We start from the raw sequence: 15,949 nt of genomic DNA, 5'->3' as shown, positions 1-15,949 counted from the left end.
GCGCTATCGCCTACTGAAATGCGACTTCGGCAAAGCTTCTGAGCTTGCGCGAATGCAGGCGCTCGGATTCCTGGTGCTTGACCCGTTCGAGCGCCTTCAGGCCGATCTCGAGATGTTGACCGACGCGTCGCCGGTAGAATTCGCTGGCCATGCCGGCGAGTTTGATTTCGCCGTGCAGCGGCTTGTCGGAGACGCACAGCAAAGTGCCGTAGGGGACGCGGAAGCGGTAGCCGTTGGCGGCAATCGCCGCGGATTCCATGTCGAGCGCGACAGCGCGGGATTGCGACAGCCGCCGAATGACCGACGGCCCGCTGATTTCCCAATTTCGATTGTCGACGCTTGCAACCGTTCCGGTGCGCATCACCCGCTTGAGCTCAAAGCCGGTCAGCCCGGTAACCTCGCCGACCGCTTCCTCGAGCGCGACCTGCATCTCGGCAAGCGCTGGGATCGGGACCCAGAGCGGCAGCTCATTGTCGAGTACGTGATCCTCGCGGACGTAGCCATGCGCGAGCACGTAGTCGCCGAGCCGCTGCGTATTCCTGAGGCCCGCGCAATGCCCCACCATCAGCCAGGCGTGCGGCCGCAGCACCGCGACGTGGTCGGTGACGTTCCGCGCATTGGACGGACCGGTGCCGATGTTGATCAGGGTAATGCCGCGATAGCCGGGCTCGACGAGATGAAAGGCAGGCATCTGTGGCGCGCGCTCGGGGGTAGTCCCGGTCGTGCCGCCGCCAAGCCGCGCGTTGTGCGTGATCGCATTCCCGGGCGCAACAAAGGCATCGGGGCCTATCTCGCCCAATGCGAGGCGGTGCTGGCACAGTTGCACGAAGGCATCGACATAGAACTGGTAGTTCGTGAAGATCACGAAATTCTGGAAATGCTCAGGATCGGTGCCGGTGTAGTGATAGAGCCGGCGCAGCGAGTAATCGACCCGCACCGCACGGAACAGGGACAGGGGTTCGGGTGCTCCGGGGGGCAGTTCAAATGTGCCGTCGGCGATCGCATCGTCCATGGCAGCAAGATCGGGCGTATCGAACACGTCGCGCAGCGTTCGCGTAAAGGCCGAGCTGTCGGCAATAGTCAGCGCCGCCTCGATGTTGATGTCCCGCCGATAGGCGAAATGAATCGGAATGGGCTCGTTCGATTCGCCGATTTCAACCGGCACGCCGTGGTTCTTGACCAACAGCTCGATTTGCTCGGTAAGATAGGTGCGGAAAATATCCGGGCGCGTCACGCTGGTCTCATGCACGCCCGGCCCCGCGACAAACCCGTAAGCGAGACGAGAATCGAGCCGCGCATGGGTCGAGGTCGTCATCCGCACAAACGGATAACAGGCTCGCACGCGCGTCGTGAACGCCCCGCCATTGACGTAGGCTTCAAAGCGATCGCGAAGGAACTGGGTATTGCGCTCGTAGATCTCTTCGAGACGGGCAACGGCCGCACCGGCATCGACGAATGCTTCGGTCGCATAGGGCGGTGGAGTTTCGACGAGCATTGCGGAACACATGTCGCTTCGCGCCAGATTGGTTGTCGAGCCGAGACTCACTCTGCAATATAATCACAATCGAGTCTCGTTCCAGCTCCGTAGAGAGCTCGCAGTAAGCCGTAAAGCCATTGCGCAGGGAAGGCCGGATGCCCCGCTGGACCTGTGCGCTTTTGCTGTGCGCATTTGCACACGAGACCGCGGGTCCAGCGCGCACCCGGTCTTCCCTGCGCCCTCTGATTGGAGAGGGCGGAAAGTTTCAGGCAAACCTCGGGCAGTTCATGTCGCGAGATCGTGAACGCATATTCAGTCGTCATTCCGGGGCGCGCGCAGCGCGAGCCCGCAATCCATCCAGCCGCAGAACCGGTGGCAAAATGGATTCCGGGCCTGCGCCAAGTGGCGCATCCCGGAATGACGAACGGACCGTTATTGCGGTCAGTCCGCGGCGCGCTGGATCGCGCGAGCCAGGAATGACCTCAGCAGGCTGTTTGAAATTCGAATCCGCGTTGAGGCGGCGTCGTCGCCTACTGAACCTTCGCCAGCACCGCGAGGCGGCGGATGCCCTTGTTCTTGTAGGCGTCGAGGAAGGCGTAGTAGTCCTTGAAGGACACGCAGCCGTTGGATTGGCCGCTCGGCCCGAGCATGTAGGTGTGCGCGAGCAGCCCGTCGCGGCCGTGGATCTTGTCCTCGCCGCCGATCGGCGTCAGCCGCAGCGCCGGCACGCCGTGAAACAGCGCCTCGCGCGGCTTCAGCTCGTAGATATGCGGCGGCGTCACGCCCTGCATCCGCACATGCGAATAGCGCACGTCGTCCATCTTCGAGCCGAGGCCCGAATGCGCCTCCAGCCTGGTGCCGTCGGGCAGATACACCGTCTTCGCGGAAATATCATAGACCGCGGTCTGGCGGTCATAGGGCGGAGATCCACCCATCATCGGGTTCTGGCTTCGTGTATCGATGATGCTGCCGGTGACGCTGGCGTCGGCGGATGCATAGGCCAGGAATCCTCCAGCCGCCGGCTGCTTGCCCCAGAGCTTTTCGACCATGGTCTGCTTCTCGCTGGAAGCAATCGACATCACGGCGGCCTTGGCGCGCTGCGCCATGTCGCGAACAGAAGTGCCGGAGGATGCCTTCGCGGTCTTGTCCTCCGCAGCCTTGGCTTCGGTCTCCTTCGGCGCCGTAGCCGGAACGTTCAAGGCGAGCTTGGTAGCAGGCGTGGCAACTTTCGGCTTCGTCGCTTCGGCGGGCTTCGACGCCTGAACGGCCTTCGGCGCTTCGGCCGGCGGCGAAGCTTCGGCCAGCTTCGTCGTTTCGACGTGTTGGGGCTCAACAGATCTGGACCGCGCGCCTTGCGCCGCCGCCGCTGCAAACCGTTCGTTGAACATCAGCGAGGTCGCGACATTCTCCGGCGCGGGCATTACCAGCGGCCGTTGCTCCAGCGATGCGAATATTTCGTTGAAGGCCGGCTGCACCGGGCGGGCAGCGACGGTGGTCGTGTCCTTGGCGACGGGCGCCTCGAAGGCGGCGCTGTGCACGGATGGATAGATGCCGGCGCCGAACACGTTGGTGTAAACGGTCCAGGCGCAGCCCAGCACGAGGCCTGCGATCGCAACACCGCCGAGGAAATATTGGGGAATGCCCTTGCGAGAGGATTTCCTGCGGTTGTGAGCCGCAGGGCCGAACGCACGCGTACGCTTACTCATTCACACAACGCCCAGAACAATTCCACCAAGTCCCCCATTGATGCCGCGTCCGGAGACGTTCCCTGCAGCATCTCGCAGAGGCACAGAGCGTCATTAAGGCGACTTTTAGTTAAATCCGGCTTAAACGCGGGCGGATATAAGGCGGGCTCAAATCCATGGAACTATTGAGGAAATTGTCCTCGCAATGAGGCGGGGATTCGTCCCAAACAGGGACACCCGGCTTATGGCTCGCCGGGTGTCCCACATCGGGCCAAGTTTGGCCTCAATCCTTGAACGGGTCGAACTCATTCTCGCCGGCCATCGCCACCGCGAACGGACGCAGCGTGTGCTGCACACTGATCGAGCCGGCGTGTTCGGCAAGCACCTCCGGCAGACGGCGGTAGGCCATCGGACTTTCGTCAAGGTCGGCGCCTACCAGCGTGACGCCACGCGATTGCAGCCAGGCATCCATCTCGGCCCGCGTGAACCTGCGCTTGGCCTCCTTGCGGCCAAACAACCGGCCCGCGCCGTGCACCGTCGAGTAGAGCGAAGCCTTCGCCTCCTCGCTATCGACGCCTTCAACGATGACAGCGTCGTCGCCCATCGATCCGCCGATGAAGCCGCGCTGGCCGGGAAATGCCGGGGTTGCACCCTTGCGAACCACCCACAAATCCCTGCCGCCATGGTTCTCCCGCCACGCATAATTGTGATGGTTGTGCACCATGTCGGTGACTTCGCCGCCGATGACCCTGCGCACGCGCTCGATCACCCATTCGCGGCCGGCATAAGAGTAACGCCCAGCGAGCTGCATCGCCGCGATGTAGCGCCGTCCGATCTCGCTGTCCTCGTCGATCACGGCGGGCGGCACGTTCATGCCGTCCTTGCCGCCCGCAGCCTTGAGGTAGCGGGTGGCGCTGGTATGGCCGAGGCCGCGGCTGCCGAAGTGCACGCCGATCCAGACAAAGCCCTCCTCGTCGCGCAACAGGTCGACATAGTGGTTGCCCGATCCGACGGTGCCGAGTTGCGAGGCCGCCTTTTGCCGGTAGGCGCCCATGTCGGATTCGCGCCAGGCGTCCGCATCGTCGAACAGCTCATGCTCGACGCGCTCGTCGTTGGTGCGACCGACGCCGAACGAAATCACGCTGCGCACATCCTTGATGATCGTGCCGACATTGCTTTCGATCTGGCTGAACGGCGTATCGAGGCGCACGGCCATGTTGCCGCAACCGATGTCGAAGCCGACACCGGAGATGCTGATCTGCTTCTCGTAGGCGATCACGCCGCCGACCGGCTGTGCATAGCCCAGATGCCCGTCCGCGCAGAGGACGCCGGCAACTACGTTGCCGACCGACATGCAATTGCGCATCTGCGCGATCGTTGCGTCGTCGTGTTTGCCGAAGATTTTCAGCGGGCTGTTCTGATATTGCGCCGCCTGCGGCTTGCTGACGATGTCAGTGGCAACAGCCTCCGCGTTCCGCGCGAGCTTTTCCTTGCGCGCGGCGTCGCGAAACAGGCACCAGGTCGGCATCGGCCGCTGGCCGGGGCGGTCGATCTTCGCGTCGGGGTCGAGCCCGGCTTCGGCGGCCAAAGCCCTGGCGCGCTCTTGGTAAGGATCGGATCGCATCAGTTTCTTCTTCACTGCAAACGCTCCGTTCAAGGCTTCGGAGCATTCCATGTCCGTCGCAACATAGATCCGTTCGGTTCGCAGCGAGATATCACGACGTCGAGCTTGCCACGAATGGCTTTGCTCGCCGCGGGCGCTAATAGCTCAGCCGCGGATACCAATCCTTGCCGCGCCCTTCCGGCGTGGTGTCAAGAATGGTCCAGAGCGGATCAATGTCGGGCGCGCCGCGCGGGTCCTGTCCGGGGTCGGCGGTCGACGGGCCCATTTCGCCAGCCCAGAAATGACGGATGCTGCCGTCGCGACGCGTGAACACATTGTAGCCCGGCGCGTCTGCATCCGTGGCGCTGACATAGTCGCGCGTGTACTCGCCGGACGCATCCGAATAGATCCGGTGCCGCGTCCAGCCGCGCGCCTTCTTCGCCTCGATCAACCGCGATATCGGCGAGCGCGCTACGAACACAAACGCCACGCGCTGTTCGACATCGGGCAGCTTTGCTTCCCAGGTGCTCATGAAGGACGTGCACATCGGGCACGGCTGCTCGCGCGCGGGACCGAACATATAGCTGTAGATCACGAGCGTCTGCTTGTTGCCGAACAGATCCGACAGCGTCGCCTTGCCGCCCTCGCCTTCGAATTGGTAGTTCTTCGTCACCACGCCACCCGGCGGCAGCGCGCGGCGCAAGGCGGCGACGCGTTCGATGTGGCGGCGCAGTTCGATCTCTTCCGTCAGCAATTGCTCGCGGGCGCGGCGATACTCGGCGCTCTCGTTGGGAAAGCGCACGCTGCTTCCACGTGCGAGCTCAGTGGCGGGTTTCAGTGTGGAACCGGACATGGGAGGACCTCGGTGTTGGTTGCTCGGTTACAAGACGCTCGGGGCGTCATGGGTCCGACAGCCGCGGGCAAAAAATTCGGTCTACAACCGCCGTTTCCGTCCATTTTTCGAGCCGTTTGCGCGGATTTTTCTGCATGGGAGCTATCGCCGAACCTTAACCGCCGGAGGCAGACATACTATCGCCTGCCGATGGCTCTGCGCTGGAGGTCGGCCCTGTGATACGGCACCGTATCACCCACCTGTTTCGCCCGTACCCGAAGGGGAAGCTGCCATGACAATGCTGGCACGCGCCGGAAGTATCGCTGTCGCAAGCCTCGGCCTTCTGGCTGGACATGCGTTGGCCCAGCCAGCGAAACTGGGCTGCACGTCCGTGCAGACGGCCCAGGGAACGCAAACCCTGCATTGCGAGAAGGCGATCACGATCGTGGCCGAAAGCGGCGCGAAGTTCGAGCTCGGGGATCGCAACCGCGACGGCCACGTCGATTCCGTCGAGCTCAGCAACAAGGCCCTGCTGCTCGAGGTTCCGAAGAAGCCGGGCCGTGTCAGGTTCAACGTGCTGACGCCGCAGGCGATTGCCGCGGTGCGCGGCACCAAATGGACCGTTGACGCAGAGGGCGGAAAGACCTCCGTCTTCGTCGTCGACGGCCGCGTGAGCGTCGCGCGATCCGCCGGGCGCGGCAGCGTCGTGCTTGGCCCCGGCGACGGCGTCGACGTCGAGACATCAGGCGACCTGATCGTCAAGCGCTGGCCGCCTGCGCGCGTTACGGCCCTGATGGCAAGATTGGGACAATAGAAGCCAGGCAAATGAGCCATCGACGTCTTCATATTCTGGTTGCGTTGCTTTGCACGGGATTGTGGGCAGGCGCGATATGGCTCGGCCATTCGAGCGGCCATTTGCGGTTTCTCGACCGGCTCGAGTCGGCATTGACCGATGTGCGAACACTGGCGCGCGGCGTAAAGGCGCCGCCGGACCTCGTCACGATCGTTGCGATCGACGACACCATGGTTAAGCTCAGCGGCGCCTATCCCCTGCCGCGCGCGGAGATAGCCAAAATCGTCGAGGCGATCGCGCGGCTTGGGCCGAAGGTCATCGCGATCGATCTGCTGCTGGTCGACAAGGGATCCGCCGATGGCGATGCCGCGCTCGCGCAATCATTGGCGGCGAGTCCGACTGTGCTTGCAGCGGCTGCGGTATTTTCAAACATCCTGCAGCCTTCCGCAGAGGACGACGGGCCGTTGGCCCGCCTGCCGAAGGCCGAGCGCTTCCTGCTGCCGCTGCCGGCATTTGCCGACCGCGCGGAAGTCGGCATCGCCAATGTGGCAACGGGCCAGACCGGCACGCCGCTGTCGGTCCCGATGCTGTTCCGGACAGACGACAAGATCGAGTTGTCGTTTCCGCTTCGCGTCGCATCCATTGCGATCGGCCAGAAGCTGACGATCGAACCCGACCGCCTGCTGTTCGGCGACCGGCCGATCGCGACCGCTTCCGACTATGCGCTGCCGATTTCCTATTACGGCCCGCGCCGCACCATTCGCACCGTCAGCGCCGCAAATCTGATCGACGGCAATGTCGCCAAGGAAGCCATTGAGGGCCGGATCGTCGTGCTCGGCGCGACCGCAACCGGCGCCGGCGACTTCTTTCCGACGCCGTTCGATTCACTGATGCCGGGGGTGGAAATCATTTCCACCGCGATTACGCATCTGGTCGCAGGCGACGGCGTCGTGCGCGACCGGCCGGTTCGCATCGTCGAGGCCATTACGACGATCCTGCTCCCGATACTGCTGGTCGGTTTGCTGGCGTGGCGGCGAAACGCGATTGGCCTCCTCGCGGTCAGCGCCGTGATGCTCGCGTGGGCGGCCGCGAACACGGTTGCTCTCGCGTACGGCATATGGCTCGACGCCGCGACGACAATGGCCGCGGCGGTGCCGCCGGTCGTCCTGTTCGGTACGTTGCAGCTATGGTCGGGCCGGAGCAGCGCGCAGCATCTCGCCGCACAGAACAAGTTGCTCGAACAATTCCAGACACCGGGCCTGCAGGAATGGCTGACGCGCGATCCCGACTTCCTGGTGGCGCCGGTCAGGCAGAATGCCGCCGTCGTGTTCGTCGACCTGTCCGGATTTACCTCACTCAGCGAAACGCTCGATCCCGACGCCACAAGGGGACTGCTGAAGGAGTTTCACGCGCTGGTCGACAAGGAAGTGACGCGGTGCGGCGGCGTGATCACGAGCTTCCTCGGCGACGGCGCCATGATCCTGTTTGGCTTGCCGGAGGCGGCACCGGATGATGCCGCGCGCGCGGGGCAATGTTCGATCGCACTCTGCGTCAAGACCGAGCGCTGGATCGCAGCATTGCCGCCACAGATCGCGGCACGCATCGGCTTCAAGATCGGCGCTCATTTCGGACCGATCGTCGCCTCCCGGCTCGGTGGCCGCAACCATCAGCACATCACGGCAACCGGCGACACCGTGAACGTGGCGAGCCGTCTGATGGAAGTGGCGGCCCGCCACGATGTCAGGCTGGCACTGAGCGATACGCTGCGCATCGCGGCCGAAGGCACCGGCGCCCGGCTGAAAACTGGAAGCCTTGCCGGCCCCGTCGAAGCGCAAATCCGCGGTAGGTCAGGTACCCTCACGGTGTGGCTGTGGCACGGCGAACATCCCACGATCGATCAACGCACGCATCCCGACGCCGCGGAGTGACCGGCTTCGCGGCCTATTGCAATTCCGGCGGCGGCGTACGGTCGAACACGTCGCCCTTCGGGCCTTGCATGAGATGCAGCGCATAGGTCTCGATCACGAAGGGCCCACGCTTGCGCTCGACCTCGCCGATCTTCTCGACGCGGTCGAACTTGTCCTTCAACGGAGCATCGCCTCGGAAGACCTCGCGGACATAGAGCAACGGACCGGCGAGTTTCATCGCATCGGGCTCGGGCATATTGACCCAGCGGAAGCGCTGGCTCTGCTGCGACACGCAAGTGTCCTTCGGCAGATAGAAGGCAAGCCAGCCGGTGGTGCCGTAGTCAGAGGCTAGCACGCAGGTGGCTCCCGTTCGCGCCCTCACAGCTTCAATCGCGTCGGCCGTCTCGCGCCAGCCGACGCCGACGCTGCGCACGGTGGCATCGCGGCGATAGCCCGATAGCACGCCGGTGTCGGCCTGCACGACCAGCAGGACGAACATCAGGACGCCACATGGCGCCGCCCAGCGCCGGCAGAAATCGACCAGGCGCTGCCAGCGCGGCTCCCATTGGACCAGATGCGCGGCAACCGCCGCGGCAACGGCGAATGCAGGATAGACCGGCGCAAACCAGTTGGCCTCGACGCGGGCATGCAGCGAATGCCAGACGAAATAGGCAACGATGACCCAGAACATCGTGTTGACGAGTGCGCGCGCCGGCGGCGCACCGGCGCGGCGGCGGAACAGCGCGTAAAGCCCCATCGCGCCGAGGACCCACACCAAGGGCGTCGCAAATGCGATCTGCGTCGGAAGCAGTTCGGCGATGAAGACCGGGCGGAACTCCTCGATCCGCGCCCGCCCCATCTGCTTGATGAAGGAGACCCAATGGTGCTCGGCGTTCCAGAGAATGACCGGCGCAAAGATCAAGAGCGCGACGAGCCCGCCGAGATAAAGCCAGGGCGAGAGCAGCCAGTGCCGCAGCTTGGGAACGGCGATCAGCCAGATCAGGACCGCCGGCCCGAAGAACAGCGCAGTGTATTTCGACAGCAGCGCGCAACCGGCGGCGGCGCCGACCGCCAGCCACCACACACCGTGGCCGGTCTGCAGTACCTTGGCGAGCGCGAACAGCAGGAGGCTGGAAGCCACCAGCAGCGGCGCGTCCGGCGTAACGATCATGGTGCCGACCGCGGCCATCAGCGTGATGTTCAGAAGGATCGCCGACGAGGCGGCCACGCGCCGGCTGCCGAACAGGATGGCGGCGGCCTGATAGATCGCCCAGCTCATCGGCAGCGCCAGCAGGATCGAGACCAGCCGCACGCCGAATTCGGTATCGCCGGCGATCAGGGTCCCGAGCCGGATCACCACCGCGACCATCGGCGGATGATCGTAATAACCGCCGGCGAGATGCTTCGACCACATCCAGTAATAGGCTTCGTCGAAGGTGATCGGCGTGAACGCCGCGGCAATCAGGCGCAGCGCGACCAGCCCCAGGATCGCAAGACCCGTGTTGAGGACAACCCGCGCCTCGCTGGCACTCATTTTCCGGTCATCGCTTTCGCCAGACGAACAGTCCGGACATCGCGTAGTTCCAGACCACGCCCATCAGCGCGCCTGCGGCGCCCGCGAGCCACCAGATCGGTTCCTGATCAAAGATCGCGAACGCGACGCCGACATTGGCGAGCAGCCCGACGCCGCAGACGAGATAGAACAGCAACAGGCCGCGCAGGATCGCAAATCCCTTCAGCCGCTGGTCGCGATAGGTGAGAAAATTGTTCAGGATGAAATTGCTGGTCATCGCAACCAGCGCGCCAATGGCCTGCGCCTCCGCAAACGGCGCCTGAAAGATCTCATGCGCGATGAACAGCGCCGTGAGATGCACGACAAGGCCGGTGCCCCCGACCATTGCGAACAGCAGGAACCGCAGCGACACCACGTCATTGGTCAGCTTCGCCAGCACCAGGCCGAGGAAATCCAGCGCCACCATGGAATCGAGCTTGCTCTCGCCGTGCTGGCGGGAGCCGAACGTGTAGGGAATTTCGATTGTGCGCAGCTTGCCCTGCGCGGTCGCAACGATATCGAGCAGGATCTTGAATCCCTGGGTCGAGAGCTGCGACGCCAGTTGCTCGAAGCGGTCGCGGCGAATCATGAAGAAGCCGCTCATGGGATCGGCAATCTCGACGTTCAGCACGCGCCTGGACACCTCGGTCGCAAGCGCGCTGGCCCCTGCCCGCTGCTTGTTGAAGCTGTCGGCGCTGCCGCCCTCGATATAGCGGCTGCCGACGATGAGTTCCGCCTCGCCGCTCTGCAGCAGGCTGACCATCTTCGGCAGTTGCGTTTCGTCGTGCTGCAGATCGGCGTCGATGACCGCCGCATAGGCTGCGCTCGATGCCAGGATACCCTCGATGCACGCACCCGACAGGCCGCGCCGTCCGATCCGGCGGATACAGCGGACGCGAGAATCCTTCCGCGCCAGCCCCCGTACCACTTCCCAAGTCCCGTCAGGGGAATTGTCATCGACAAAGACCACTTCCCAGGCAATGCCGGCCAGCGTGGCCTCCAGCCGCCGGTACAAGACCGTGACATTGTCGCGCTCGTTGAAAGTCGGGACAACGACCGAAAGCTCGGGCAAACCGGCCTGCGACGGGGTTTCGGGGCTCGGCTTGATGACTTGATTCATGATCGCCAGCGTATATCCGCAGCCGGCTGATATGCCAAGGCGAGCTAAGGGAACGAGGTGGCCGGACGGTGAAAACGGGGCGAAAATCGAGCCGGTGTCTGTCCGACGCGGGCGAATCGGCGGCCGCCACAAGATCAGTCCGGGGCCTGTTTCGCTTGAAAATTCTCTGAAAATGCCAACGACCACGAACAGAGGGCGCGCGTACATCCGGCGCAGCCAAACCATTCATGGTCGTCCCAGCGCCGGAGCTATGAAGCGTCAACGCCGCCGTTAGATGCCAGATACGAATGCCCAGGGCATTCCGCAAGAGGCATTGCCCGCCTCTAATTCGGCACTTCCCGAATCACCGGCCCGCGCGGGGCTGGCGTCGCGGGAACCGGCTGAGCCGCCGGCGCGGGTTGCTGGATGCTCGCCGGCTTGGCGGGCTTTCCATATTGACCGATCGGCCCGTAGGCGATTGCAACCACCAGCACGATCGACGCAACGATGGCTCCCAAAAGACCGGCGACTGACTGCGAATTCATACTCAATTATCCCCTACGCCTGACCGGGAACTGATATCATGGAAAAAGCTTGTCGAGGAATAGTCCCGGCGTCAGCCATCGACAAATCGGGCCGCCGGCGCAGCCTCCAAAATCTCACCACGCGAGTGCCGCGCAACTGACAAGCAAGAACCGCGATTCCATCGCAAACATGGCGGACTCTCGACCTTTGATTTGACAGGGAATAGGGGAAGAAGATGTCGAATACAGACCAGGGCAAACCGACCGGGAAATCCGGACGGCGCAAGGGCAAGGGGGAACGGGCCAAAAAAGCCGCTCCCCAGGAGAGCCCGACAGTGACCCCGGCGCCGGTCGAATTGCAAAGCCCGGGTCAAGATCAACCACTGCAGCCGGAACCGGCTCACGCGGAGAGCCCGAAGGTGGATCAGCCGGCTGTCGACGAACCAGTCGATGCCCTAGCTGCGCCGCCCGAGCCGGAGCCGACCCCGGCCCCCTCGCCGGCCGAGCCCGCGCCCGCCGAGGCCGCGTCGATCCAGCCCGCACCAGTCGAGCCTGCACCAGTCGAGTCCTCGGCGGAGCCCGCGCCGGTGAGTCTGCAGACCATCGCTAACGCCTATCGTGACTACACAAGGAAATCGATCGAGGAGTTCGGGTCGTTTGTCGAGCAGCTCAGCGGCGTTCGCTCGCTCGACAAGGCGATGACGGTTCAAACCGAATTTGTGAAGCGGGCCTATGAAACATCGGTCACCGAGTCGCAGAAGATCTGCGATCTCCACAACAGGCTTGCGCGGCAGACGCTCGACCCATTCAAGGGGCTGGCCGGCAAGGCGCCGACGACGCACGGCAAGTCCTGAGGTTCACGCGAAGCGGCGTGATGCAGGCGAGTAGAAGCAAGAGGCTCCGGTCTTCTGGAGCCTTTTTCGCGGGATCACGCCTATGAGCCGGCGCCATGGCAAACTGGCCAATCTGGGCCGACTTGGCTAACATGCACGAGCTCCCTTCCCCCTCATTTCCGACGAGCTGTCCCGTGAGCAAGCCCTCGAAATCGACCGCAAAAAGCGGCGGCAACATCTATATCGGCATTGGCGGCTGGACCTTCGAACCGTGGCGCGGCGTCTTTTATCCGGAGAAGCTCGCGCAGGCGAAGGAGCTGTCTTACGCCGCGTCAAAACTGACATCGATCGAGATCAACGGTACCTATTACGGCTCGCAGAAGCCGGAGAGCTTTCGCAAATGGGCGCGTGAAGTGCCCGATGGCTTCGTATTCTCGTTGAAGGGACCGCGCTTCGCTACCAATCGGCGTGTGCTGGCGGAGGCCGGCGATTCCGTAAAGCGCTTCTACGATTCCGGCGTGCTGGAGCTCGGCGACCGGCTCGGTCCGGTGCTCTGGCAGTTCGCACCGACCAAAAAGTTCGACGAGGCCGATTTCGGCAAGTTCCTCGAGCTCTTGCCGCGCAAACTCGACGGCCGCGCGCTGCGTCACGTGGTCGAGGTGCGGCATGACAGTTTCTGCGTGCCGGAGTTCGTCGCATTGCTGCGCAAGTTCGAGACGCCGGTCGTGTTCGCCGAGCACGGCAAATATCCCGCGATCGCCGATGTCCTCAGCGACTTCGTCTATGCGCGGCTGCAGAAGGGCAATGACGAGCTCAAGACCTGCTATCCGCCAAAACAGCTCGACGCCTGGGCCAAGCGGTTTCAGGCCTGGGCCGCCGGCGGCGAGCCCGATGATCTGCCGCGCGTCGATGCCGCCAAGCCAAAAAAAGCGCCGCGCGACGTCTTTGCCTATGTCATCCACGAGGGCAAGGTGCGTGCACCGGCGGGCGCGATGGAGCTGATCGAGCGCGTGAAGTAATCCGGCTTCAGTCGAGCTTGATCCCGGCCTCGCGTATCAGTTTTGTCCAGGTCTCGTATTCGGAGGCGACGAAGGCATCGAGCTTGTCGTCCGGCAAGTCCCACGCCTCCCCGCCGCTCTTCTCAAAACGCTCCCTGAGTTCGGGCAGCGAGGCGCGGATTTCGCGGCGCAGTTTTGCGATTGTCTCCAGCGGGGTTTTGGCAGGTGCGAATATTCCGAGCCAGGAATCGACATCGAGGCCGGTTACGCCGGCTTCCGACATTGTCGGTACATCGGGCGCCAGCGGGCTACGCTTGGACGACAGCAGCGCAATGCCCTTCGCCTGGCCGGACTGAACGTAGGGAAGCCCGGCGGCGTTCGAATCGAAAAACAGATCTATGCGGCCCGCGAGCAGATCGGTGAAGGCCGGCGGCGAACCCTTGTAGGGCACTTCGAGGAATTTCACGCCCGCGGCCTTCATGAACGCGGCTGCCACCAGTTGCTGGCCGGTGCCGACGCCGGCCGTCGCGACCGAAATCGAGCCCGGCTTGGCCCTGGCGGCGGCGACGATGTCCTGCAGGCTGGCCTGCGGCAGATCCTTGCGGCCGACCATCACGTAACCGAATTTGTACACCAGCGCGACCGGCACGAAATCCTTGCGCGGATCGTAGCCGAGCTTCGAATACAGCGCCGAATTGAAGGCCATGTTGGAGAGGCCGCCGACCACCAGCGTATAGCCATCCGGCTCGCTCTGACTGGCCGCCTGGGTGCCGACAACAGTGCCGGCGCCGGGCTTGTTCTCGACGACGAAGGCCTGCCCCATCCGCTTCGACAACGCATCCGCAAGCTGCCGCCCGACCAGGTCGTAACTGCCGCCGGGACCGATCGGGACGATGATCTTCACCGGCCGATCGGGATAGCCGGTCTGTGCCTGCGCTGCGGCAATGCCGCAAACGAAGAGCGCGGTTAGCCATGCCAGCGTCCGGCAAAATCGGTTCATCGTGTCCCCCGTGCATGCGGCCTTCGATAGGCTCTTTGCAGGGACTATGCGACATACCGCGCCCGGCGGCAACGCGGCATATGGAAATCATCCGCGCACGACCCTAGCTTTCCCGATGACAGATCAACGCACCGGATATCGACATGGCTCGCAGGACCAAACGCCTCTTCACCATCGGCTATGAGCAAACGCCGGCGAAGGCTGTGCTCGACGAGCTGGAGGCGTCGGGCGTCAAGCTCTTGGTGGACGTGCGCGCCGTTGCTTCCTCGCGGCGGCCGGGCTTCTCCAAAACTCAGCTCGCGGCCGGCCTCGATGAGCGCGGCATTTCCTATCTGCACCTGAAGGGCCTGGGAACGCCGAAGGAGGGCCGCGAGGCGGCGCGCAGTGGCAAGTTCGATCTCCTTCACAGGATCTATTCCAGGCACCTGAAGAGCGCTCAGGCCAAGGAGGAGCTCGACGAGCTGTCGGCGCTGGTGAAGCAATCGGGGCCGGTCTGCATTCTCTGCTATGAGCGCGACCACACTCATTGCCACCGGCAATGGATCGCCGAGATCATCGAGGACCGCGACGGCGTGAAGGTCGAGAATCTGGTCGCCCCGCAGGTGTAGCCTCGCCGTCATTGCGAGGAGCGAAGCGACGAAGCAATCCATCTATCCCAGTGCTGAGCCATGGATTGCTTCGCTTCGCTCGCAATGACGGGGAGACGCCATCGCACCTCACCCCTTGCCATCAAGCCGGAACGTCCCTTCCATCATCTTCACGCAACTGCCGCCGACATGAATGGAGGCCACCGCACCATTCTGCTTGCGGACACGCGTCAGCAGCAGGCTCGGCCGGCCCATGTCGACGCCCTGCCCGATCTTCAATTTCAGTTCACCGTCCCTCGTCGTATCGTCGAGATCGGCAAGCAGCGCCGCGCAGGCCGCGGTTGCGCTGCCGGTCGCGGGATCTTCCGACAAGCCGCTGGCGCCGGGATGAAACATCCGCGCCTGCAGCTCGCAGGGTTTTTCGCCTTCCGGTACGTCGCGGGTATAGAAGTAGACGGCGTCGCTGCCGTCACATGGGAATGTTTTTGCGAACGCGGCAGCATCGGGCCTGGCCCGGCGCAGCGCCTCGCGTGAGGCGACTTCGACCGCCAGGAACGACAGCCCGACCGAGATGACCTGCGGCGGATGCCGGCTGGTTCTCACATCGCTCGCCGACAGTGAAAGCAGAGCTGCCGCCTGCTCGGCGCCGAGATGCGACATCCGCTTCAGTGGCTGCGGCGCCGTGAATTCGGTGCTGACGACCTTGCCCTGCTCGGTCACGATCTCGACCGGCACGAGGCCGGCCTTTTCCTCGAACAACAGCCGCGCCGGTGGTTTTTCCGCCAGCGTCGCCAACACGAAGGCGGTGCCGACATTGGGATGGCCGGCAAAGGGTATCTCCCGGTTCACGGTGAAGATGCGCACCTCTGCATCATGGGCGCTGTCGGCCGGTGGCAGCACGAAAGTCGTCTCCGAATAGTTGAACTCGGTGGCTATCGCCTGCATCTGTTCGGTCGACAGCCCTCCAGCATCGAGCACCACGGCAAGCGGATTGCCGCCGAAGGCGCGATCGGTGAAAACGTCCACAGTGATATAACACCGCTGCATTTCGATTCTCCA

General features: G+C 63.7%; 14 protein-coding genes. 5 read left to right on the top strand and 9 right to left on the bottom strand.

Annotated features, from left to right (window positions below; translation table 11 throughout):
• Window positions 1-10 precede the first annotated feature (10 nt).
• The 4 genes from GWE18_RS05840 to GWE18_RS05825 all read right to left on the bottom strand — a co-directional run bounded on the left by GWE18_RS05840 (window position 11) and on the right by GWE18_RS05825 (window position 5,618).
• Window positions 11-1,495: an AMP nucleosidase gene (locus GWE18_RS05840; protein ID WP_275184854.1), complete on the bottom strand. Its 1,485-nt coding sequence runs from the start codon at window positions 1,493-1,495 to the stop codon at window positions 11-13.
• A gap of 512 nt (window positions 1,496-2,007) precedes the next feature.
• Window positions 2,008-3,183: a tlde1 domain-containing protein gene (locus tag GWE18_RS05835; protein ID WP_275184853.1), complete on the bottom strand. Its 1,176-nt coding sequence runs from the start codon at window positions 3,181-3,183 to the stop codon at window positions 2,008-2,010.
• Between the two features lie 262 nt (window positions 3,184-3,445).
• Window positions 3,446-4,786 (bottom strand): RtcB family protein, encoded by a 1,341-nt coding sequence (locus tag GWE18_RS05830; protein ID WP_342804233.1) that lies wholly within the window; start codon window positions 4,784-4,786, stop codon window positions 3,446-3,448.
• 136 nt (window positions 4,787-4,922) lie between these two features.
• Window positions 4,923-5,618: a DUF899 family protein gene (locus GWE18_RS05825; RefSeq protein ID WP_275184851.1), complete on the bottom strand. Its 696-nt coding sequence runs from the start codon at window positions 5,616-5,618 to the stop codon at window positions 4,923-4,925.
• A 271-nt stretch (window positions 5,619-5,889) separates the two neighbouring features.
• On the opposite strand from GWE18_RS05825, the gene GWE18_RS05820 reads away from it, so the two are divergent.
• Both GWE18_RS05820 and GWE18_RS05815 read left to right on the top strand, forming a co-directional pair.
• On the top strand, window positions 5,890-6,411 hold the full coding sequence (locus GWE18_RS05820) for a FecR domain-containing protein (RefSeq protein ID WP_275184850.1): 522 nt from the start codon (window positions 5,890-5,892) through the stop codon (window positions 6,409-6,411).
• An 11-nt stretch (window positions 6,412-6,422) separates the two neighbouring features.
• Window positions 6,423-8,318 carry an adenylate/guanylate cyclase domain-containing protein gene (locus GWE18_RS05815; RefSeq protein WP_275184849.1) on the top strand — a complete coding sequence of 632 codons (1,896 nt, stop codon included), beginning with the start codon at window positions 6,423-6,425 and terminating at the stop codon, window positions 8,316-8,318.
• Between the two features lie 13 nt (window positions 8,319-8,331).
• Here GWE18_RS05815 and GWE18_RS05810 read toward each other — a convergent pair whose 3' ends face one another.
• The 3 genes from GWE18_RS05810 to GWE18_RS05800 form a co-directional block, all read right to left on the bottom strand.
• Window positions 8,332-9,831, bottom strand: coding sequence for a glycosyltransferase family 39 protein (locus GWE18_RS05810; RefSeq protein WP_275184848.1), 1,500 nt, complete (start codon window positions 9,829-9,831; stop codon window positions 8,332-8,334).
• A gap of 7 nt (window positions 9,832-9,838) precedes the next feature.
• Window positions 9,839-10,969: a glycosyltransferase family 2 protein gene (locus tag GWE18_RS05805; RefSeq protein ID WP_275184847.1), complete on the bottom strand. Its 1,131-nt coding sequence runs from the start codon at window positions 10,967-10,969 to the stop codon at window positions 9,839-9,841.
• A gap of 323 nt (window positions 10,970-11,292) precedes the next feature.
• Complete coding sequence (locus GWE18_RS05800; RefSeq protein WP_275184846.1) at window positions 11,293-11,493, bottom strand: hypothetical protein; 201 nt, start codon at window positions 11,491-11,493, stop codon at window positions 11,293-11,295.
• Window positions 11,494-11,807: 314 nt separating this feature from the next.
• Between GWE18_RS05800 and GWE18_RS05795 the strand changes: the two genes are divergently transcribed.
• On the top strand, window positions 11,808-12,326 hold the full coding sequence (locus GWE18_RS05795; protein WP_275184845.1) for a phasin family protein: 519 nt from the start codon (window positions 11,808-11,810) through the stop codon (window positions 12,324-12,326).
• Window positions 12,327-12,499: 173 nt separating this feature from the next.
• Window positions 12,500-13,324: a DUF72 domain-containing protein gene (locus GWE18_RS05790; protein ID WP_275184844.1), complete on the top strand. Its 825-nt coding sequence runs from the start codon at window positions 12,500-12,502 to the stop codon at window positions 13,322-13,324.
• A gap of 7 nt (window positions 13,325-13,331) precedes the next feature.
• Here the strand turns inward: GWE18_RS05790 and GWE18_RS05785 are convergent, their stop codons facing one another.
• On the bottom strand, window positions 13,332-14,303 hold the full coding sequence (locus GWE18_RS05785) for a tripartite tricarboxylate transporter substrate binding protein (protein ID WP_275184843.1): 972 nt from the start codon (window positions 14,301-14,303) through the stop codon (window positions 13,332-13,334).
• A 143-nt stretch (window positions 14,304-14,446) separates the two neighbouring features.
• Between GWE18_RS05785 and GWE18_RS05780 the strand changes: the two genes are divergently transcribed.
• Window positions 14,447-14,911, top strand: coding sequence for a DUF488 domain-containing protein (locus GWE18_RS05780; protein ID WP_275184842.1), 465 nt, complete (start codon window positions 14,447-14,449; stop codon window positions 14,909-14,911).
• A gap of 108 nt (window positions 14,912-15,019) precedes the next feature.
• Here the strand turns inward: GWE18_RS05780 and GWE18_RS05775 are convergent, their stop codons facing one another.
• Window positions 15,020-15,937 carry a PhzF family phenazine biosynthesis protein gene (locus tag GWE18_RS05775; protein WP_275184841.1) on the bottom strand — a complete coding sequence of 306 codons (918 nt, stop codon included), beginning with the start codon at window positions 15,935-15,937 and terminating at the stop codon, window positions 15,020-15,022.
• Between the last annotated feature and the right edge of the window lie 12 nt (window positions 15,938-15,949).

The sequence above is a fragment of the Bradyrhizobium sp. CSA112 genome, assembly GCF_029051645.1.
GTDB lineage: Bacteria > Pseudomonadota > Alphaproteobacteria > Rhizobiales > Xanthobacteraceae > Bradyrhizobium.
This window is presented reverse-complemented; position numbering and strand designations above follow the sequence as displayed.

What these genes read in the sequence shown, in the direction of transcription:
- GWE18_RS05785 (WP_275184843.1), bottom strand. Translation starts at nt 14,303, where the DNA reads ATGAACCGATTTTGCCGGACGCTGGCATGGCTAACCGCGCTCTTCGTT.
- GWE18_RS05825 (WP_275184851.1), bottom strand. Translation starts at nt 5,618, where the DNA reads ATGTCCGGTTCCACACTGAAACCCGCCACTGAGCTCGCACGTGGAAGC.
- GWE18_RS05840 (WP_275184854.1), bottom strand. Translation starts at nt 1,495, where the DNA reads ATGCTCGTCGAAACTCCACCGCCCTATGCGACCGAAGCATTCGTCGAT.
- GWE18_RS05830 (WP_342804233.1), bottom strand. Translation starts at nt 4,786, where the DNA reads ATGCGATCCGATCCTTACCAAGAGCGCGCCAGGGCTTTGGCCGCCGAA.
- GWE18_RS05810 (WP_275184848.1), bottom strand. Translation starts at nt 9,831, where the DNA reads ATGAGTGCCAGCGAGGCGCGGGTTGTCCTCAACACGGGTCTTGCGATC.
- GWE18_RS05820 (WP_275184850.1), top strand. Translation starts at nt 5,890, where the DNA reads ATGACAATGCTGGCACGCGCCGGAAGTATCGCTGTCGCAAGCCTCGGC.
- GWE18_RS05800 (WP_275184846.1), bottom strand. Translation starts at nt 11,493, where the DNA reads ATGAATTCGCAGTCAGTCGCCGGTCTTTTGGGAGCCATCGTTGCGTCG.
- GWE18_RS05815 (WP_275184849.1), top strand. Translation starts at nt 6,423, where the DNA reads ATGAGCCATCGACGTCTTCATATTCTGGTTGCGTTGCTTTGCACGGGA.
- GWE18_RS05835 (WP_275184853.1), bottom strand. Translation starts at nt 3,183, where the DNA reads ATGAGTAAGCGTACGCGTGCGTTCGGCCCTGCGGCTCACAACCGCAGG.
- GWE18_RS05780 (WP_275184842.1), top strand. Translation starts at nt 14,447, where the DNA reads ATGGCTCGCAGGACCAAACGCCTCTTCACCATCGGCTATGAGCAAACG.
- GWE18_RS05805 (WP_275184847.1), bottom strand. Translation starts at nt 10,969, where the DNA reads ATGAATCAAGTCATCAAGCCGAGCCCCGAAACCCCGTCGCAGGCCGGT.
- GWE18_RS05775 (WP_275184841.1), bottom strand. Translation starts at nt 15,937, where the DNA reads ATGCAGCGGTGTTATATCACTGTGGACGTTTTCACCGATCGCGCCTTC.